The 20,245-nt window shown below is 72.3% G+C and carries 16 protein-coding genes; 12 read left to right on the top strand and 4 right to left on the bottom strand.

What is annotated here, in order from left to right:
- Nucleotides 1-108: 108 nt before the first annotated feature.
- Together WD250_04685 and ileS are read right to left on the bottom strand one after the other, a co-directional pair.
- Nucleotides 109-738, bottom strand: coding sequence for a hypothetical protein (locus tag WD250_04685; protein ID MEX2619496.1), 630 nt, complete (start codon nucleotides 736-738; stop codon nucleotides 109-111).
- The gene (gene ileS, locus WD250_04680) at nucleotides 735-3,917 is read right to left on the bottom strand and encodes an isoleucine--tRNA ligase (protein MEX2619495.1); all 3,183 of its coding nucleotides are present in this window, start codon (nucleotides 3,915-3,917) and stop codon (nucleotides 735-737) included. Before ileS ends, WD250_04685 begins: the two co-directional genes overlap by 4 nt.
- An 82-nt stretch (nucleotides 3,918-3,999) precedes the next feature.
- Here ileS and WD250_04675 point away from each other — a divergent pair, with 82 nt between their 5' ends.
- From WD250_04675 to WD250_04655, 5 genes are all read left to right on the top strand, one after another.
- Entirely contained in the window at nucleotides 4,000-4,785 is a 786-nt protein-coding gene (locus tag WD250_04675; protein ID MEX2619494.1) for a signal peptidase II, read from the top strand.
- Nucleotides 4,782-5,774, top strand: coding sequence for an RluA family pseudouridine synthase (locus WD250_04670; protein MEX2619493.1), 993 nt, complete (start codon nucleotides 4,782-4,784; stop codon nucleotides 5,772-5,774). The genes WD250_04675 and WD250_04670 overlap by 4 nt, the downstream gene beginning before the upstream one ends.
- Before the next feature lie 126 nt (nucleotides 5,775-5,900).
- The gene (gene dnaE, locus WD250_04665; protein MEX2619492.1) at nucleotides 5,901-9,377 is read left to right on the top strand and encodes a DNA polymerase III subunit alpha; all 3,477 of its coding nucleotides are present in this window, start codon (nucleotides 5,901-5,903) and stop codon (nucleotides 9,375-9,377) included.
- Between the two features lie 152 nt (nucleotides 9,378-9,529).
- Nucleotides 9,530-11,143 (top strand): penicillin-binding transpeptidase domain-containing protein, encoded by a 1,614-nt coding sequence (locus tag WD250_04660; protein MEX2619491.1) that lies wholly within the window; start codon nucleotides 9,530-9,532, stop codon nucleotides 11,141-11,143.
- 58 nt (nucleotides 11,144-11,201) lie between these two features.
- Entirely contained in the window at nucleotides 11,202-12,026 is an 825-nt protein-coding gene (locus WD250_04655) for a DUF427 domain-containing protein (GenBank protein MEX2619490.1), read from the top strand.
- A 19-nt stretch (nucleotides 12,027-12,045) separates the two neighbouring features.
- Here WD250_04655 and lgt read toward each other — a convergent pair whose 3' ends face one another.
- Together lgt and WD250_04645 are read right to left on the bottom strand one after the other, a co-directional pair.
- Nucleotides 12,046-12,855, bottom strand: coding sequence for a prolipoprotein diacylglyceryl transferase (lgt, locus tag WD250_04650; GenBank protein ID MEX2619489.1), 810 nt, complete (start codon nucleotides 12,853-12,855; stop codon nucleotides 12,046-12,048).
- Nucleotides 12,856-12,865: 10 nt separating this feature from the next.
- A complete protein-coding gene (locus tag WD250_04645) occupies nucleotides 12,866-13,507 on the bottom strand; it encodes an LON peptidase substrate-binding domain-containing protein (protein MEX2619488.1) in 642 nt (213 codons plus the stop codon).
- Nucleotides 13,508-13,588: 81 nt separating this feature from the next.
- Here WD250_04645 and hisD point away from each other — a divergent pair, with 81 nt between their 5' ends.
- From hisD to WD250_04610, 7 genes are all read left to right on the top strand, one after another.
- Nucleotides 13,589-14,881, top strand: a complete 1,293-nt coding sequence (hisD, locus tag WD250_04640; protein MEX2619487.1) for a histidinol dehydrogenase — start codon at nucleotides 13,589-13,591, stop codon at nucleotides 14,879-14,881.
- Entirely contained in the window at nucleotides 14,881-15,948 is a 1,068-nt protein-coding gene (gene hisC, locus WD250_04635) for a histidinol-phosphate transaminase (GenBank protein ID MEX2619486.1), read from the top strand. The genes hisD and hisC overlap by 1 nt, the downstream gene beginning before the upstream one ends.
- Nucleotides 15,941-16,531: an imidazoleglycerol-phosphate dehydratase HisB gene (hisB, locus tag WD250_04630; GenBank protein ID MEX2619485.1), complete on the top strand. Its 591-nt coding sequence runs from the start codon at nucleotides 15,941-15,943 to the stop codon at nucleotides 16,529-16,531. Before hisC ends, hisB begins: the two co-directional genes overlap by 8 nt.
- Nucleotides 16,528-17,157: an imidazole glycerol phosphate synthase subunit HisH gene (hisH, locus tag WD250_04625; protein MEX2619484.1), complete on the top strand. Its 630-nt coding sequence runs from the start codon at nucleotides 16,528-16,530 to the stop codon at nucleotides 17,155-17,157. The genes hisB and hisH overlap by 4 nt, the downstream gene beginning before the upstream one ends.
- A 31-nt stretch (nucleotides 17,158-17,188) precedes the next feature.
- Complete coding sequence (gene hisA / locus WD250_04620; GenBank protein MEX2619483.1) at nucleotides 17,189-17,923, top strand: 1-(5-phosphoribosyl)-5-[(5-phosphoribosylamino)methylideneamino]imidazole-4-carboxamide isomerase; 735 nt, start codon at nucleotides 17,189-17,191, stop codon at nucleotides 17,921-17,923.
- A gap of 2 nt (nucleotides 17,924-17,925) precedes the next feature.
- Nucleotides 17,926-18,687: an imidazole glycerol phosphate synthase subunit HisF gene (gene hisF / locus WD250_04615; protein ID MEX2619482.1), complete on the top strand. Its 762-nt coding sequence runs from the start codon at nucleotides 17,926-17,928 to the stop codon at nucleotides 18,685-18,687.
- Between the two features lie 109 nt (nucleotides 18,688-18,796).
- The gene (locus WD250_04610; protein ID MEX2619481.1) at nucleotides 18,797-20,224 is read left to right on the top strand and encodes a septal ring lytic transglycosylase RlpA family protein; all 1,428 of its coding nucleotides are present in this window, start codon (nucleotides 18,797-18,799) and stop codon (nucleotides 20,222-20,224) included.
- Nucleotides 20,225-20,245: the final 21 nt, after the last annotated feature.

Genomic DNA, 20,245 nt, shown 5'->3' with positions numbered 1-20,245 from the left:
GAGCGCCAAGAAGACGGCCAAGAAGTCCACGGCCAAGAAGACGAGCGCCAAGAAGGCCACGAAGAAGGCGACGCCGCCAGACGAGCGGTCGTAGGGCGGGGCGCGGGGCTAGGGGGCGCCCGCGGTGCGGCGCGCCGCGACCCTGGCCGCTCGCTCCAACGGATGCCGCGCGTAGCCGTACACCGCGAGCAGTCCCAGGTACAGCGGGGCCAGGCCCAGGCCGAGGCGCTCGGCCTGGCGCACGTGCGCGAGCTCGTGGGCGAACAGCCGTGGTGACGGGTCGTTGAGCGCCACGACCACGTGGCCGATCGCCCCGGCGGAGAACCCTCGCGAGCGCAGCACCGCACCGGCCGGACCGCGGGCGTCGGCGAACAGGAGCACGCCCTCGCGGACGCGGGGGCGCACGCCGGCGAGACCGCCGACGAGCAGACCGACAGCGGTCAGCGGCGCAGCCCAGGCGTAGGCGGCTGCGCGGGCCACAGCGCGCCGGGGTGGCGCCGGTTCCCACCGTGCCAGCGCGGACAACCCGAGCGGTTCCCACCGCGGCGGCAGGATGCGGGCGTCTGGCGCGCTGCCGAGCCGCGGGCGGAACGGCCGGTCGAGGGGCACCGGCGCCCCGGTGATGTTGGTCGGCGGTTCGATGCGCGCCAAGGCCCGGCGCGCGACGGCCACGCCGGTTGCGGCCGTAACGCCCACGAGCACGACATCGAGCGCGACGCGCCGGGGGGGCCGCCTCATCGGGCGACCGCCAGCCGCACCCGGACCTGGGCGCCCCCGCTCAAGGACAGCGCCTGGCCGCCCTCGGCCGTGCCGCGCCGCAGGGACACGGCCAGCACCTCGCTGGCGATGCCCGCAGCATGCTCGTCGAGGGCGGCGGCCGGCTCGCCCTCGGCGGCCACCTCCAACTCGATTCGGTCGTCGAAGGCCAGTCCGGCCTGCTTGCGCAGATCGTTCAACGCACGGATCCATTCTCTGGCCAGGCCCTCCCGGCGCAGCTCGTCGTCGAGGGCGAGATCGAGGGCGATGCTGAACGGCCCGTCGCTGGAGACCTGCCAGCCCCGGGCGGATTCCTCGTGCACCTGCGCCTGCTCGGCGGTGACGCGGACAGGGGCGCCGTCGACGAGCACCTCGGCCTCCCCGGTCTCTGCGAGTGCGGCCGCCAGGATGGCCGGGTCGGCGGCTTCGATGGCGGCCGCAACGGCCGGGGTGCGCTTGCCGAAGTCAGGCCCGAGGGCCCGGAAGTTCGGCTTCACGCGGTGGGTGACCAGACCGTCTCGGCTGTCGGGGACGCCCAGGTGCTTGACGTTCAGCTCATCGGCGACCACCCCGGCGACCGTCGGCCAGGTCTCGCGCACGTCCGCCGGGACGGTGACCAATGCCTGTCGCAGCGGTTGCCGCAGACCCACCTTGGCGTCGTTGCGGGCCCGCCGCCCCAGCTCCACGGTGCGCCGGGCCGCGCCCATCGCGGCGCGCAGGCCGTCGTCGACGGCGCGCTCGTCGACCGTGGGGAAGTCGAGCAGGTGGACGCTCGCCGGCGCGTGGGGGTCCACCGCGCCGACCAGGTTGCCGTACAGCTCGTCGGCCAGGAACGGGATGAACGGCGCGACCAGTGCGGCGAGGGTCACCAGGCACTCGTGCAGGGTCGAGAACGCCGCGTCCTTGTCGGCTCCCGGGGCAGAGGTGACGTCATCGGCGGTCCAGAAGCGCTGTCGGCTGCGGCGGACGTACCAGTTCGACAGGTCGTCCACGAACACGGCGATGGCACGGCCTGCGGTGGTGGCATCGAAGCCGTCCAGGCTGCGGTCCACCACGCGGACGACCTCGGCGAGCTCGGCCAGCACCCACCGGTCGAGGACCTGGCGTTCCCCCACCGGTGGGGCTTGTGAGCTCGCGGGCTCCCAGCCGTCGATGCGCGCGTAGGTCGCGAAGAAGTAGTAGGTGTTCCAGAGCGTCAGGAGGAACTTGCGGGTGACCTCGTCGAGCGGTTCGGGCCCGACCCGCCGCGCCAGCCATGGCGAGCCGTCGGTCAGCAGCAGCCAGCGCAGTGCGTCGGCGCCGCGCGACTCGATCAGCTCCCACGGGTCGAGCACGTTGCCGAGCGACTTCGACATCTTCTTGCCCTCGGCATCGACGATGTGCCCGAGGCAGAGCACGGTGCGATAGCTGTTGGCGTCGAACAGCAGCGTGGAGACGGCCATCAGCGAGTAGAACCATCCGCGGGTCTGGTCGATGGCCTCGCAGATGAAGTCAGCCGGGAAGGCGTCCTCGAACTGCCGGGTGCTGCCCTCGACATGCGGGTAGCCCATCTGCGCGAAGGGCATCGACCCCGAGTCGTACCAGGCGTCGATCACCTCGGGAACACGGTGCGCGGTCGCCTTGCAGGCCGGGCAGGCGATCGTGATCTCGTCGACGGCGGGGCGGTGGGGGTCGAGGCCCGCCACGTCGCGCCCCGCCTTCTCCCCGAGATCGGCCAACGACGAGACCGCGGTCACCGTGTCGCACTGCTCACAGCGCCAGAGCGGCAGCGGTGTGCCCCAGTACCGCTCGCGCGACAGCGACCAGTCGACGTTGTTCCGAAGCCAGTCGCCGTAGCGCCCCTCGCGGATGTGCGGGGGATGCCAGTCGACCTGGCTGTTGACCTCCAGGAGCCGGTCGCGGACCGTGGTGGTGGCGATGTACCACGAGGGCTTGGCGTAGTACAGCAGTGGCGTGGAGCAGCGCCAGCAGAACGGGTAGGTGTGCGTGTACTCACCAGACCGCACCAACAGGCCGCGGTCGCGCAGCATCTCGATGATCGCCGGGTCGGCGGCCTTGACGAACTGACCGGCGAGGGCAGGCACGCGCGCGTCGAAGCAGCCCTCGAGGTCGACAGGGTTCACCACCGGCAACCCGTCCGTACGGGCGACCGCCATGTCGTCGGCCCCGAAGGCCGGGGCGAGGTGCACGAGCCCCGTGCCTTCAGCGATGGTGACGAAATCCGCCACGGTGACGTAGTGCCAGTCGTCCGACACCTCATCGTCGAGGTCGTCGAACGGCGCGCGGTAGTGCAGGGCGTACAGCTCGTCGGAGGACACCGTACGGATGATCTCGGCGTCCTCGCCGAGCACCTCGGTGACCCGTTCGGCTGCCAGCACGAGCGGACCGTCGTCGGTCGGTCGACGAGCGAGGACGTAGGCGATGTCCGCACCGATGGCCACCGCGGTGTTGGAGACCAGGGTCCACGGCGTGGTCGTCCAGACGAGCAGGGCGGCCCCCTCCTCGGCCAGCCTGTCCTCGAGCACCGGCAGTCGCACGTAGACCGACGGGTCGACCGCCGTGTCGTAGCCGAGCGCGACCTCGTGGTCCGACAGCGCCGTGCCGCACCGGGGGCAGTAGGGCACGACCTTGTGGCCCTCGTAGATGAGGCCCTTGGACCACAGCTCCGCCAGGGACCACCACACGCTCTCCACGTAGGGCGTGGACATGGTCCAGTAGGCGTCGTCGGTGTCGACCCAGAAGCCGATGCGTTGCGTCAGGCGCTCCCAGTCCTCGACGTAGCGGGTCACCGAGGCGCGACAGCGGGCGTTGAAGGCCGCGACGCCGAAGGCCTCGATGTCGGACTTGCGCGTGAAGCCGAGCTCCTTCTCCACCGCGATCTCCACCGGGATGCCGTGGCAGTCCCATCCCCCCCTGCGGGGGACGCGGTAGCCCTTCATGGTGCGGTAGCGGGGGAAGAGGTCCTTGAAGGCCCGCGACTCGACGTGGTGCACACCCGGCTGCCCGTTGGCGGTCGGCGGCCCCTCGTAGAAGCGGAACAGGGGCCCGTCCGCGCGGGCATCCACCGACTGCTGGAAGATCTTCTCTCCCCGCCACCGCTCCAGCACCCGGCGTTCCAGCGCCGGGAAGTCGGGATGCTGCTCCACAGGCTCGAAACCCACAGGTCCTCCTGCGCATCGGAAAGGGTCAGGGCATCGTAACGCCCGACCTGCGGCCTCCGTCGTCGGGAGGGTGCAGCCAGCCATGGCCGCGTCCACCGCTACACTGCGGGCGATGAACGCCATGGAGACCAACACGACCGACGACGGCCCTGCCGACGCCCCCGCCGAGCCGACCAGGTCGGCGGACGAGCAGGGGGCGAAACGGCGACGTTTCCGTCCCGACAAGGGCGGTCCGAAAGGCACCGGCAGCGTCGGCGACGCGGTCCCCACGCGACGCTCCGCCGTTGTGGCGTCGGCGTCGGCGTCGCCCGCGCCGGAGGCCAAGCCCCTGTTGCCCCGCCGCCTGATCTACGCGACGACGCTCGGCGTGGCGGTGATCTGGCTGCTGCTCGACCAGGCCACCAAGGTGCTGGCCGTCGCCCAGCTGCCCGCGACGGGGGTGCCCGGCACCTCCGTGGGTCCGCTCGATCTGCGGCTGGTCCGCAATCCGGGCGGCGCGTTCGGGATCCCAGCGTTCCCCGCGCTGTTCCTGGTCGTCACCATCCTCGTGGTCGTCCTGGTGGTGCGCGCGCTCCCGCGGACCGACCGTCTCTCCCTGGCTGCCGTGTACGGGTTGGTCACCGGCGGGGCCCTCGGCAACGTCACCGACCGGCTGCTGCGCCCACCGGGCTTTCCCTCCGGCCACGTCGTCGACTTCCTCGACATCGGCTGGTGGCCCGTGTTCAACGTGGCGGACATCGGCATCGTCGTTGGAGCGGTGGGCATCGCGGTGCTGCTCACCATCGTCGACCGGGAGGAGCGCGCTGCCGCGGCCGCCCGCGCGACGCACCAGTCGGTGCGACCGGAGTCCCCAGACCGGAAGCCGTGAATCGCAGCGACCGCGGTCAGGAGCGTCTGCTCGATCAGGTCGTGGACGCCGCTGAGGACGGCCGGCGCGCGGACGTGGCCCTGGCGGCCTGGTTGGGCGAGACCCGGGGGCGGGCGCAGTCCCGCCTGGACGCCGGTGACGTCACGGTCGACGGTGTCGCGATCACCAAGTCGCAGCGGCTCCGGACCGGCCAGCGCGTCCGGGTGACGGCCGCGGAGCAGGCGCCGTCGCCGATGCCCGACGCCATCCCCGTGCGCTATCAGGACGAGCACCTGCTCGTCGTGGCGAAGCCCGCGGGCCTGGTGGTCCATGCCGGGGCCGGCACAGACCCGAGCACGGGCAGCATGGTGGACGGCCTCACCGCCATGGGCGTACCGCTGGCCGACCCGTGCGGCCCGCATGCCGCCGCCTGCCCGACCGGGCGGCCCGGCATCGTCCACCGGTTGGACCGCGGCACCTCGGGACTGCTCGTCGTGGCCAGCACCCTGGCGGCGCACGAGGGTCTCACCGCCCGCTTCCGGTCCCACGACGTCGAGCGGGTCTACACCGCGCTGGTCGCGGGGGTGCCGAGCCCGCCACGGGCCACCATCGACGCGCCCATCGCGCGTTCGACCGCGCGTCGCACCCGCTTCGCCGTCGACCCCTCCGGCCGGCGGGCGATCAGCCACTACGACCTCGACGAGGACCTCGGCCGGGCGGCGGTGCTCACGGTGCGATTGGAGACCGGTCGCACCCACCAGGTCCGCGTGCATCTCACGGCGGTCGGCCACCCGGTCTGCGGGGATCGCCTCTACGGCGCGTCCCCCGCGCTGGCCGCCGAGCTGGGGCTGGACCGTCCCGCCCTGCATGCCCGTCGCCTGGCGTTCGTGCATCCGGTGACCGGCGCGCGCGTGGCGGTCGACGAGCCCCTGCCCGCGGACCTCGTCGCCGCGCGGGAGACGCTGCGCCGACTCGCGGGGACCGCCCCCCGCCCGGGTCCAGGGGGGTAGACTGGCCGCCCTTCCCCGCCGCTTCCCCGCGACTTCCCGCAGCGACTTCCACCCTTGTGATTCACGGGTCGGTGTGCTTGCCTGCGGTGACGAGACCACCGACCATGCAGGAGCGTTGCGTCACCGGTGAGCGATTCGTTCGTACACCTGCACACCCACACCGAGTACTCGATGCTCGACGGGGCCAGCCGTATCGACGCGCTCATGGGACGGGTCGCCGAGCTGGGGATGCCCGCGATCGCGATGACCGATCACGGCAACATGTTCGGTGCGGTCGACTTCTACAAGGCCGGCCTCCGCCACGGGGTGAAGCCCATCATCGGGTGCGAGGTGTACGTCGCGCCCGACAGCCGGTTCGCCAAGGGCGGCCGACGGGGCGCCGGCGCTGACGGGGCACCGAACCCGCGTGCCGAGCCCTACCACCACCTGACCCTGCTCGCCGAGAACCAGCAGGGGTACCGCAACCTCATGAAGCTCGTCTCGCGGGCCTACCTGGAGGGCTACTGGTACAAGCCGCGTGCCGACGCCGAGCTGTTGGCGGAGTACGCCGAGGGCCTCATCTGCCTGTCGGGATGCCTCGGCGGCGAGGTCAACCAGCTGCTGCTCGCCGACGACCGCGACGGGGCGGTCGCGGCCGCAGCCCGGCACCGCGACATCTTCGGTCAGGACAGCTACTTCGTCGAGCTGCAGGACCACACCACCATCCCCGAGCAGCGGGCGAACAACCCGCTCCTGGTCGAGATCGCCCGGGATCTCGGCATCGGGCTGGTCGCCACCAACGACAGCCACTACACCGACCAGGGCGACGCCGAGGCGCACGACGCGCTGCTCTGCATCCAGACCGGGTCCAAGAAGGACGACCCCGACCGCTTCCAGTTCAAGGGCGACCAGTTCTACGTCAAGGCGCCCGAGGAGATGCACGCCCTCTTCCCGGAGCACCCCGAGACCTGGCGCAACACGCTGGAGATCGGGCAGCGCTGCGCCGTCGAGCTCACCTTCGGCGGTCACCATCTGCCCGCCTTCAGCTGTCCGGACGGGATGACCGAGGCGGAGTACCTGCGCCGCAAGGTCTACGAGGGCGCGGAGCGCCGCTACGGCGTCCCGCTGCGCGACGACGTCCGGGAGCGGCTCGAGACCGAGCTCGCCGTCATCGAGCAGATGGGCTTCCCCGGCTACTTCCTGATCGTGGCCGACCTCTGCGACCACGCCCGGGCGGTCGGCATCCGCGTCGGTCCCGGGCGCGGCTCGGCGGCCGGCTGCCTGGTGGCGTACTGCACCGGCATCACCGACCTCGATCCCATCCGCTACGGGCTCATCTTCGAGCGGTTCCTGAACCCCGAGCGGGTGTCGATGCCCGACATCGACATGGACTTCGACGAGCGCCGGCGCGGGGAGATGATCCGCTACACCACGGAGAAGTACGGCGACGACAAGGTCGCGCAGATCGTCACGTTCTCGACCATCAAGGCCAAGCAGGCGATCCGCGACTCGGCACGGGTCCTCGGCTACCCGTTCGGTTTCGGCGACCGCCTGACGAAGATGATGCCTCCGCCGGTGATGGGCAAGGACAAGCCGCTGGCCGAGGCCCGCAAGCTGTCCGCCGAGCTGCGCGGGGCGTGGGAGAACGAACCGGACGCCGCCAAGGTGCTCGACACCGCGCTCAGCCTCGAAGGGCTGCGGCGCCAGCACTCGATCCACGCCGCGGGGGTGGTGATCGCCCCCGACGCCATCACCGAGTACACGCCGATCCTGCGGCTGGAGTCCGACGGGGAGATCGTCACGCAGTACGACGGCGGCATGGTCGAGGACATCGGCCTGCTGAAGATGGACTTCCTCGGCCTGCGCAACCTCACCGTGATCAGCGACTGCCTGCGCCACATCGCCGTCAACACCGGGCGGGACGTCGTGATCGAGGACATCGCCCTCGACGACGCCGCGACGTACACGATGCTGGCCGACGGCGACACCGACGGGGTGTTCCAGCTCGACTCGGCCGGCATGAAGTCGCTGTGCCGCCACCTGCGCCCCGACTGCTTCGACGACATCATCGCCCTGCTGGCGCTCTACCGCCCGGGGCCGATGTCAGCGGGTCTGCACAGCGAGTACGCCGAGCGCAAGCACGGACGGTCGAAGGTCGAGGTACCCCATCCCGACCTCGCCGACATCCTGGCAGACAGCTACGGGCTGCTGGTCTACCAGGAGCAGGTCCTGAAGATCGCCCAGCAGCTCGGGGGGTTCAGCCTGGGCCAGGCCGACCTCCTGCGGCGCGCCATCGGCAAGAAGAAGCAAGACGAGATGGACGCGCAGAAGTCGAAGTTCGTCGACGGCTGCGTCGCCAACAGCTACACCAGCAAGCTCGCCACCGACCTCTGGGACCTGATCGAGGGCTTCGCCGACTACGCCTTCAACAAGTCGCACTCGGCCGGCTACGGGCTCGTCAGCTACCAGACGGCATGGCTGAAGGCCCACTACCCGGTCGAGTACATGGCGGCGCTGCTCACCAGCGTCAAGAGCAACAAGGACCGCCTGCCCCTGTACCTGCACTCCTGCCGCATGATGGGGATGACCGTCCTGGCCCCCGATGTCAACGAGTCCGACCTGGACTTCACGCCATCGCCCGACACGGCGGTTCCCCAGGTGCGCTTCGGGTTGTCCGCAGTGCGCAACGTGGGCGAGGCGGTCGTGGAGTCGATCGTGGCGTCCCGGCACGCCAAGGGCCGATTCGCCGACTTCGCCGACTTCTGCGCCAAGGTGGATGCGGGAGTCCTGAACCGGCGCACGATCGAGTCGCTCATCAAAGCAGGGGCGTTCGAGTCGCTCGGCCATACCCGCAAGGGTCTGCTGGCCGTGTTCGAGGCCATCACCGAGCAGGCGATCGCCCGCAAGCGGGCTGAGGCCGAAGGGCAGTTCTCGTTGTTCGGCGAGACCGCGGGCACCGCGGAACTGGTGGAGGCGGTGTCGATCCCCGACGGGGAGTTCGAGCGCAAGGAGAAGCTGGCGGCCGAACGCGAGATGCTCGGGCTGTACGTCTCCGACCATCCCCTCCTGGGGCTCGAGCGCCTGCTGGCGACGCTGTCGACCGCGCCGATCGCACGCCTGCTGGAGCAGGGTGCGTCGGGGACCGTCGCCGTCGCGGGGATCCTGACCGGCATCACCAAGAAGTTCACCCGCCGCGGGGAGCCCTACGTCGTCGGCACGATCGAGGATCTCCAGGGCGGGATCGAGGCGATCTTCTTCCCGCAGGTGTACCAGGCGGCGCAGGACATCCTGACGGAGGACACCGTGCTCTGCGTCAAGGGTCGTCTGGACGACGGCGACACCCCCAAGGTGATCGCCGCCGACGTGCACGCCCCGGATCTGTCCGACGCGACGTCGTCACCGCTGCGGCTGACCGTGGCCCCGCAGCAGTGCACGGCCGAGGTCGTCGAGCGCCTGAAGGACGTCCTCGGCGGCCACCCGGGGGTCGTGCAGGTGCACCTGCGGCTGGCGGGCGCCAACGGCGACGGGACCACGCTGCGCCTGCCCTCCGACCTCTACGTCTCGCGCAGCCCGGGGTTGTACGCCGAGCTGAAGATGCTGCTCGGGTCCGACAGCGTCTCCTGATCCCATGGGGCCTGCTGATCCTTTGGGCGATGCGCCACTCGTCCGGAAATAGGACGGATGCGCGCTACGGTGGTGAGGAGCGAACGGGTCGGTCGACCGTCCCGACCTATGTGTGAGGAGCGCCCGTGCGGCGGTGGCTGACGATTGCGGTCGTGGCCGGAACCGCGGTGGCGCTGGCGGTAACCGCGGGTCTCTTCGCGGCCCAGCGCGCGGAGCGGGCCCGTCAGGTCCGGCTGGCGGCGATCTCCACCGCCGAGCAGTTCGCCGCTGCCTGGGAGACCGGCGACTGGGAGGGCCTCGACGCCGTGGTGGCCGATCCCGACGGCGGTGCCGGCGCCGCGCACGCGCAGGCGTGGGAGACGCTGCACGTCGCCGACGCGGAGGTGACCCTCACCGACGTGGTCTTCGACGCCCCCGGGCCGACCGATGCCCTCGCGTCCTACACGGTGACGCTCACGCTCTCCGGGCTGGGGGAGTGGCGCTACGAGGGTGCGGTCGGCCTGCAGCCCGGCGAGTCGGACTGGGCTGTCGCGTGGGGGCCGCATGCCCTGCACCCCGAGCTCGACGCGGGGCAGCGACTGGGTCGGGTCCGCGCGTGGCCCGTGCGGGCAGCCCTCGTGGACCGCGACGGCACCGTCCTGGGCGATGGGCCCTTCGCCGAGCTGGCGGGCTCGGTCGGGGCAGTGACCGAGGAGCAGCTCACCGAGCTCGGGGTGCCCTACCAGGCCAGCGACGTGGTCGGTCAGTCGGGGATGCAGCGGTCCCTGGAGTCGCGCCTCGCCGGGGCCCCAGGCGGTGAGGTCCGCGTCGTCAGCGCCGACGGGGAGGTGGTCACGGTCCTGCACGCCTTCGCCGCCACCGAGCCCGGCCAGGTGCGCACGACCCTTGACCCTGGCGTCCAGGAGGCGGGACAGGCCGCGCTGGCCCCCATCGGCGATCCCGCGGCGCTCGTGGCCGTGGATGTCCCGACCGGCGAGGTCCGCGCCGTGGTGAACACGCCGCCGGGCGGGTTCAACCGTGCGCTGTCCGGGCGCTATCCCCCCGGTTCGACGTTCAAGGTGGTGACGACCGCGGCCCTGCTGGAGCAGGGGCTCGACCCCACCGCCACCGTGGGGTGCCCGGGGACCACCAGCATCGGCGGGCGCAGCTTCCGCAATGCCGGGTTCGCCGTCCTCGGGCCGATCAGCTTCCGGGAGGCCTTCGCCGAGTCCTGCAACACCGCCTTCGTTGACGCGGCAGACCAGCTGCCCGCCGGGGCGCTGGAAGCCATCGCCCGCCGGTTCGGCTTCGGCATCGACTACGACATCGGCGTGCCCGTCGCCAGCTCGCGCTTCCCGGAGCCGGCCGACCCCGTGGAGCACGTCGCCGCGTCGATCGGCCAGGGCCGGGTGGAGGCCACCCCGCTGCACATGGCCAGCGTCGCTGCCGCCGTGGCCCGAGGCCGCTGGGATTCGCCGCGCATCCTGGACGACGCCGAGGCGACGCCGGGCGGCGAGCCGCTGTCCGCGCGTGTGCACGCGCAGCTGGAGGACCTGATGCGGCACGCCGTCGCCGACGGCACCGGCACCGGCACCGCCGCGCAGGTGCCCGGGGCACCGGTCGCCGGCAAGACCGGGACGGCGGAGTTCGGCAGCGGCACGGCCACCCACGCCTGGTTCATCGCGTACCGCGGCGACCTGGCGGTGGCGGTACTGGTGGAGAGCGGGGGGTTCGGCGGGACCGTTGCCGCCCCCGCCGCGGGCCGCTTCTTCTCCCTCCTCGGCTGACCCGCGGGGTGGGCGCGCCAGCTAGGATCGACAGTGGTCATCAGCTCAGGGGGTCAGCATGGCATTGATGGTAGGGACCGGACCCTTCGCGTATGCGCCCGCGGGGGTGTTCAACTTCGACTGCGAGACACCGGGGCACGTGCTGTACTTCGAGCCGACGCCACGACGCATCCGTGTCGTGGTCTGCGGGCAGGGGATCGCCGAAAGCGACCGCGCGATGCTGCTGCACGAGACCGGGTTGATGCCCGTGTACTACCTTCCCGAGGAGGACGTGCGCACCGATCTCCTCGCCGCGACCGAGCAGTCGACACACTGCCCGTTCAAAGGGGACGCGTCGTACTGGACGATCCGGGTGGGCGGTGAGGAGCGCGAGAACGCGGTGTGGAGCTACCCCGAGCCGCTGCCGCAGGCGCCGCCGCTGTCGGGCTACCTGGCCTTCGAGTGGGACGCGGTGGACGAGTGGTGGGAGGAAGCCGAGCGGATCGGCGTGCATCCGCGGGATCCCTACCACCGCTGCGACGTCGTCCGCTCCGACCGGCACGTCGTCGTGCGAGTCGGCGGCGAGGTGGTGGCGGACAGCACCCGGCCGACCCTGCTGTTCGAGACGGGTCTGCCTCCCCGGTTCTACCTGCCGCACGACGACGTGCGCGTGGACGCGCTGCAGCGCAGCGACCTCCAGACGTCCTGCCCGTACAAGGGGACGACCAGCCGCTACTACACCGCCGAGGCCGGCGGGGAGCGGCTCGAGAACGTCGCGTGGGCCTACGACGAGGTGCACGCCGAGGTGCGCGGGATCGAGGGGCTGGTTGCCTTCTACAACGAGAAGGTCGACGTCGAGGTCGACGGCCGGCCGTGGACGCGGCCCCAGACCCCCTTCTCCTGATCGTGGCCGACCCGCACGCTCACTCGTCGACCGCGGCCGCCTCGGACTGGGGGTCGTGCTCCGCGACCGGCCGGCGCCGGTTCCACCACACCAGACCGGCCACTCCGAGGGTGACCACCAGCATGGCGACGTAGCCGTTGCGGCTGATGCCGAGCAGCCGGAACTCGGTGTCGGTGCGGATCAGCTCCAGCAGGAACCGCACGGTGCCGTAGCCGATGAGGTAGACGAAGATGAGTGAGCCGCGGGCCAGTCGCCCGGAACGGCCGAGCAGCACCAGGATGCCCATCAGCAGGAGGTTGGCGAGGGACTCGTAGAGGAACGTGGGATGTACCGGGCCGGGCTCGCGGTCGATCTCCAGTCCCCACGGCAGGTCGGTGCGCGTGCCGTACAGCTCCTGGTTGAAGTAGTTGCCCCACCGTCCGACGGCGTGGGCCAGGGGGATCGCGGGGGCTGCCGCATCGATGAAGGTCGGCGACAGGGCCCCGTTGCGGCGCAGGTACCACAGGGCCGCCAGAGCACCGAGGGTGAGCCCGCCGAAGAACGCCAGGCCGCCCTCCCAGACGAACAGCACGGCCGCCGGCCGATCCGGGAAGAAGCGGTCGAGGTTGGTCGAGACGTAGCCCATCCGGGCGCCGACCAGGCCGGCCAGGATGGCCCACACCGCGGTGCGGTCCGCCAGGTCGGGGTCGCCGCCGGCTGCGCGGTAGCGCCGGCGTACCACCGTCACGGCGAGGACCATCCCGAGGGCGATTGCCAACCCGTAGTAGTGCACGGTCAGCGGCCCGAGCTCCAAGGCGTTGGAGGACGGGGAGGGGATGGTGGCGAGCATGGCCCGCATGCTAGTTCAGCTGGGCGCCGTTCGGGTCCGGGGGCCGCAACGAGCCGACCGTCCCGAAGTGGCGCATCAGGCAGACCTCCCGGCGCAGCGTCTGCAGCGTCGCCGCCAGGAGGGTGCTGGTCGAGTCCAGCTCCAGGAGGCGCTGCTGCTCCGGCACCTCGGTCTGCAGCGCCGCCGCTGCCAGGTAGGCGAGCTCGTTGGGCTCGGATGGCAGACGCGCCAGCAGCTCCTCGGGGGCGCCCAGACCGGCGAGGTAGGGGACGAGCAGCTCCCGCAGCTGGGCGGCGTGCACGTGGTCGTCGGGATCGCTGCACTGCTCGTCGAGCAGCTCGACCGCGCCCTTCATGTAGGGCGTGCCGGGCACGAGCCCGTCGACGCGGAAGCGCCGCGTGCCACGGGTGATGACGTCGGAGCGTCCGTCGGGCAAGGGCGTCACCGACTCGATCTGGGCGATGGTGCCGACCTCGAAGATCTCCGCGCAGCCCCCCTCGGCCTGTCCCGCCTTGATCGCGACCACGCCGAAGCGCCGGTCGTCCTTCATGCAGTCGTCGAGCATGGTGCGGTAGCGCTGCTCGAAGATGTGGAGGGGCAGAGGCCGCCCTGGGAACAGGACGAGATGCAGCGGAAACAGGGGCAGCTCCATCGCGACCTACCCTATGTGCGCGGCGGGGTAATGTCTCCGCCGGCTTCGCCCGGTGAGCGGGGCGTCGGTAGAGTCGGCCCCATGATCAGCGTTCATGACCTGCGCGGGGGCCGCCCGTACCCGGCGGAGCGGTGGCGCGCCGCCGGCGGAGCGCCCGCGAAGGTGCGGGCGACCGTCGCCGACATCCTCGCAGCGGTCCACGAGGAGGGCGACGCCGCCCTGCGGCGTCTCACCGGCGAGCTCGACGGCTACTCCGGACCCGTGGCGGAGGTCAGCCGCGACGCGTGCAAGTCGGCGGTCGACGCCCTCGACCCGGCACTGCGGTCGGCCCTGGAGCGCGCCACCGACCAGGTGCGCTGGTTCCACGAGCGTGCCCGGCCGGCGGACTGGTCCGATCGCCGGGACGGGGCGGTGATGGGTGTGCGCCACAGCCCGCTCCGCCGGGTGGGGGCCTACGTGCCGGGGGGCCTGGCACCCCTGGTGTCCACCGCGGTCATGACGATCGTGCCGGCGCGCGTGGCGGGTGTTGACGAGGTCGTGCTGGCGTCCCCGCCCGACGCGGACGGACGCATCCCCGCCGCCATCCTGGCGGCGGCCGAGATCGCCGGCGGCGCCGACCGCGTCTTCGCGCTCGGCGGGGCGCAGGCGGTCGCGGCGATGGCGTACGGGACGGCCAGCGTGCCGCGGTGCGACAAGGTCGTCGGGCCGGGCAACGCCTACGTGGCCGAGGCCAAGCAGCAGGTCGCCGCCGCCGGGGCCTGCGGGATCGACCTGCTCGCGGGCACGACCGAGGTGGCGATCATCGCCGACCACAGCGCCGATCCCCGCCATGTCGCCGCGGACCTGGTCGCCCAAGCCGAGCACGACCCTCTGGCCGTGGCGATCCTCATCACCCCCGACCCGGGCCTGGTGGAGCGGGTCATCGACGCCCTTGCCGTCGAGGTGGCCGCCACCCGGCACGCCGAGCGCATCCGCACCGCCCTGATCGGGCAGGGCGCTGCCGTGCTCGTCGACAACCTCGAGCACGCCGTCGCCGTCGCCGACGCGTTCGCCGCCGAGCACCTGGAGGTCCAGACGCTCGACGCACACTCGGTCGCCGACCGTGTCCGTGCGGCCGGCGCCATCTTCGTCGGGGCGCACACACCGGTGTCGCTCGGCGACTACGCCGCCGGCCCGAACCACACCCTGCCGACCGGTGGGACGGCGCGTTTCGCGGGAGGCCTTCGCACCGACGACTTCCTCGTGCCGATCAACTGGGTGTCCTACGACGCCGAGACCCTCGCGGCGTTCGCCCCGGTGGTCGACGCCCTCGGCGCGGCCGAGGACCTGCCCGCCCACGCCAGGGCGGTGCGCATCCGGCTCGAGGGCCGGTGATGGCCCGCCTGCCGGTCCGCGACGACCTCGTGGCCGTCGAGCCCTACGGCGCGCCGCAGCTCGACGTCCCGGTCCGCCTCAACGTCAACGAGACCCCCTGGCCGCCGCCGGCCTCCTTCACCGAGCACCTGGCGAAGCGGGTGGCGGCCCTGGAGATGCACCGCTACCCCGACCGCCGGGCCTGGGCCCTGCGCCTCGCCCTCGCCGGGCGCTTCGGGCTGCCGCCCGAGCAGGTCTGGGCCGCCAACGGCTCCAACGAGGTGCTGGCCCAGCTGTTCCAGGCGTACGGGGGTCCGGGGCGGCGCATGCTCACCTTCCGGCCGACGTACTCGATGTATCCGGAGATCGCGCGGACGACCGCCACGGGCCACGTCGAGGGCGACCTCGACGAGGACTTCCGGCTGACCGCGGCGATCGCCACGGAGGCGGTGACCCGGTTCGACCCCGACCTCGTGGTCCTGGCCAGCCCCAACAACCCCACCGGCCTGTCCGTGCCACCTGCGGTGGTGCGGGCGGTGCACCAGGCGGGCAGGGCGCTGGTGGTCGTGGACGAGGCGTACATGGAGTTCGCCGATGCCGCATCGACGGCGTCGGCGACCTCGTTGATCGGCGACTGCGAGCGCGTCGTGGTGGTCCGCACGTTCTCCAAGGCGTGGCGCATGGCCGGGGTGCGCCTCGGCTACCTCCTCGGCCCGGACTGGGTGGTCGACGACCTGCGCAAGGTCCGCCTGCCCTACCACCTGGACGTGATGACCCAGGAGGCCGGTCTGGTGGCCGTCGACCTGGCGGCCGAGGTCACCGCGCACATCCCGACGATCGTGGCCGAGCGCGACCGGATGCGCCGCGCCCTCACCGACCTCGGCGTGCACGTCTTCGCGTCGGACGCGAACTTCCTGCTGCTGCGCACGGAGGTCGACGACCTGTTCGACCGGCTCCTGGCCCGCGGGGTGCTCGTCCGCGACTTCTCGCGCCATCCGCGGCTCGCGGGCTGCCTGCGGGTGACCGTCGGGACACCCGAGGAGAACGACGCGTTCCTCACGGCGACGAAGGAGTCCCTCGATGTCTAGGACCGGCGAGGTCACGCGCGAGACCAAGGAGACGACGGTGCACGTCCGCCTGGAGCTGGACGGGACGGGGCAGGTCCAGGCGGCCACCGGCGTGCCCTTCTTCGACCACATGCTCGACCAGCTCGGCCGCCATGCCCGCTTCGACCTGGTGGTGCGCACGGACGGGGACCTCGAGGTCGACGCCCACCACACCGTGGAGGACACCGGCATCGCCCTCGGGCAGGCGCTCGCGCACGCCCTGGACGACAAGGCCGGCGTCGAGCGCTTCGGCGACGCGACCGTGCCGATCGACGAGGCACTCGTGCGCGTCGCCGTGGACCTCTCCGGCCGCCCCTACCTGGTCTATGACGCCGACACCCCCGTCGAGCTGGTCGGGACCTACGAGACCACGCTGACCAAGCACTTCTTCGAGGCGCTCGTCGCCAACGCGGCGATCACCCTCCACGTCGCGAAGCTCGCCGGTGAGGGCAGCCATCACATCCAGGAGGCGGTCTTCAAGGGGGTCGCCGTCGCGCTGCGCCGAGCGGTCGCCAGACCCCACGGCGAGGGCGGGGCGGTGCCCTCGACCAAGGGTGTGCTGTGAGGCGTCCGCGGATCGCGGTGCTCGACTACCGCGCGGGCAACCTGCACTCGATGGAGAAGGCGCTGGTCCGTGCCGGCGGGGACGCGTTCGTGACGGACTCGGCCGAGGCGGCTCTCGCAGCCGACGCCCTTGTGGTGCCCGGCGTGGGCCGCTTCGGCCAGTGTGTCCGCCGCTTCCGGCAGGAGGGCCTGGAGACCCTGGCCCGGGACTGGGTCGCGGACAGCCGCCCACTGCTCGGCGTGTGCGTCGGCATGCAGATCCTCTACGAGGGCAGCGACGAGGACCCCGACGTCGCCGGCCTGGGGCTGTTGCCCGGGACGGTGCGCCGGCTGCCGGATGACGTGATCGTGCCGCACATGGGCTGGAACACACTCGAGCCCGCACGGGTCGACCCCCTGATGGAGGGCTTGGCTGGGGCCCACGCCTACTTCGTGCACTCCTACTACTCCGAGGCGGTCGACGAGCATGTGGTCGCCACCACCACCTATGGGGTGGCCCTCGCGGCGATCGTGCGGGTGGACAGCGTGGTGGCGACCCAGTTCCACCCCGAGAAGTCCAGCATGGTGGGCGCCGCACTCCTGACCAACTGGGTCGGCGGCATCGAGCGCCGGGACCGCACCGCATGACCCGCGCTGCACGCCCCGAAAGGATCCGTTCGTGAGCTTCACCCTGTACCCGGCCGTGGACATCCAGGACGGTCGGGCGGTGCGGTTGGTCCAAGGCCGCGAGGACTCCACCACCGTCTACGACGCCGACCCCGTCGCCGCGGCGATGCGCTGGGTCCAGGCCGGCGCGGAGTGGTTGCACGTCGTCGACCTCGACGCCGCCTTCCACGGCGACCCGCGCAACCGCCACCTGATCGCCCGGATCGTGGAGGCGACCGGGGTCCCCGTGCAGGCCTCCGGTGGGATCCGCTCCATGGCGGACCTGGACGACTCGATCCGCTACGGCGCCAGCCGCGTGATCATCGGGACCATGGCGCTGGAGGAGCCCTCGTTCGTGGCGGCCGCCGTCGCCGAGCACGGTGACCGGGTCGCGGTGGGCCTGGACGCAGACGGCACGACGCTGAAGGCACGGGGGTGGACCACCGAGTCGGGCAACCTCTTCGACGCGCTGCACACCTTCACGGTCATGGGCGTCTCGCGGTTCGTGTTCACCGACATCGCCCGTGACGGGATGCTCACGGGCCCGAACGTGGCCCGCCTGGCCGAGGTGGCCGAGGCGACCTCGGCGCGGGTGACCGCCAGCGGCGGGGTGTCGAGCCTCGACGACCTCCAGGTCCTGGCCGACGCGCACGAGCGTGTCGACGCGGTGATCGTCGGCAAAGCCCTCTACGCCGACCGGTTCACGCTCGAAGACGCCCTGGCCGCCGTGCGGGGGCAACGGGGATGACCTTGGCCGCGCGGGTGGTCCCATGCCTCGACGTGCACGGCGGCCGGGTGGTGAAGGGCATCCAGTTCGTGGAGCTCCGGGACGCCGGCGACCCGGTCGAGCTCGCTCGGGCCTACGACGCCGAAGGGGCCGACGAGCTCGTGTTCTACGACATCACCGCCTCGTCGGACCGGCGGGAGACCATCTACGACGTCGTCGCTGCGACGGCTGAGCAGGTGTTCATCCCCTTGACGGTGGGCGGTGGGGTCCGCACCGTCGACGACGCCCGCCGGCTCCTGCGGGCAGGAGCGGACAAGGTGTCGTTCAACACGGCCGCCCCGCAGCGCCCGGAGGTGTTGAGCGAAGCCGCCGACGCGTTCGGCAGCCAGTGCGTCGTCGCGTCCATCGATGCCCGGCGCCGGCCGCCGCCGGCGACCGGGTGGGAGGTCTTCATCCATGGTGGGCGCACGCCGACGGGGCGGGACCTGGTGGAGTGGGCCGTCGAGTGCGAGCAGCGGGGAGCGGGGGAGCTCGTGCTGAACTCGATCGATCGCGACGGGACCAGAGCAGGGTTCGACCTCGAGCAGCTCCGGGTCGTGACCGCTGTCGTGAACGTGCCCATCGTCGCCTCGGGCGGGGTGGGCAGCGCGGCCGACATGGTGGCCGGCGTGCGCGACGGACATGCCTCGGCGGTCCTCGCCGCGTCGATCTTCCACTTCGGCGAGGTGCGCATCCACGAGGTCAAGGACGCGATGGCCGCCGCCGGGCTTCCCGTCCGGCGCTGATCCGCGCCGGCAGACGGGCGCCGGATGGTTCGCCGGCCGAGCGTCTGGGCAGAGTGAACCCTGGCCCAGTCACCGCTCCTCGGCCATCACCCACTCGGAAGGGTCCCTCGTGCTTCGTCACGCTGCCGTGCTCGCGGCTGGTGTGGCCCTCACGGGCATGCTGATCGTCTCCGCCGCTGCGCAGACCGTGCAGCGCACCCAGGGGCATGATCGGATCGCGACCGCGGTGGCCGTCTCTCAGACGTACTGGGAGACGGCCGACCAGGCCGTGCTGGCCACCGCCGACACGTTTGCCGACGCGGTCGCCTCGACGGCCCTGGCCGCCCGCGTCGAGGGACCGATCCTGCTCACCGCGCGCGACCGGCTGCCGGCAGCCGTGGCAGCCGAGCTCGGGCGGCTCGGGGTCACGAAGGTCTGGGTCGTCGGAGGAGAGCACGCCGTGTCCTCCGCCGTCGCCGCGCAGCTGGCGGACGCGGGGCAGGACGTCACCCGGCTCGCAGGCGAGCACCGCTACGCGACCGCCCGGCGGGCCGCGGTCGCGGCCGGTGCGTCGATGACCGGGGAGGTCGTGGTGGCGCCCGGCCGGCATCCGGTGGCGGACCGCTCCTGGCCCGACGCCCTGGCGGCGGGAGCGCTGGCCGGTGGCCCGGATCGCATCCCGGTCCTTCTGACCCGGTTCGATCGCCTGTCACCGGACGTCGAACGCGGCCTTCGCGACCTCGGCGCCACGCGCGTGCTGATCGCGGGCGGTACCGGATCTCTGTCACCCGCCGTGGAGCGCCGTCTGCGCGACGTGGGCTACCCCGTCGAGCGCGTCGCGGGCCGGTCCCGGTACCTCACCTCGGCGGCCTTCGCCGAACGGGCGCTGGACCGCATGCCCGACGGGGCGGGCCCCCTGGTCATGGCCTCGGGGGAGGCGTTCCCCGACGCGCTGGTCGCGGCGCCCCTCGCCGCGGTGGTCGAGGGCCTGGTCCTCCTGGTTCCCGGGGAAGCCCTGAACCCGGGCACGGACCAGTGGCTGCGCGACCACCGCGACCGCCTCTCCGGCGCCGTCACCGTCGGGGGATCCGAGGCGGTCGAGGACCTCGTGGTCCAGCAGGTGGCGGCGGCGCTGCAGGGCGCCCCGCGTCCCGAGCCGCCACCGCCGCCACCGCCGTCCCCTGTGGTGGTCGGGGCGTTCGAAGGGCAGGCCAGCTGGTACGGCGGGGCGTTCGCCGGACGGACCACGGCATGCGGGGAGCCCTTCGACCCGGGGGCCCGCACCGCCGCCCACCCCAGCCTGCCCTGCAACACGAACGTGCGCGTGACGAACCTGCACAACGGGGCGCAGGTGACGGTCCGCATCAACGACCGGGGTCCGTACATCGACGGGCGCGTGATCGACCTGTCGGAGCACGCGGCGGCGGTCCTGGGCTTCCGCGGGGCGGGGCTGGCCCCCGTCCGCGGCGAGGTCCTTGCGTCCCACGGCGCCACTGCCGCCAGCGCTTCCGACGCGTCCGGCCCCGGGGTCACCCATCCGAGCCGCGGCGGACGGTAGGCCGGGCCGGGACCGCCACGA

Source organism: Egibacteraceae bacterium, assembly GCA_040905805.1.
Taxonomy (GTDB): domain Bacteria; phylum Actinomycetota; class Nitriliruptoria; order Euzebyales; family Egibacteraceae; genus DATLGH01.
The sequence above is the reverse complement of the archived record's forward strand: the minus strand, read 5'-3'. Positions and strand labels throughout refer to the sequence as shown.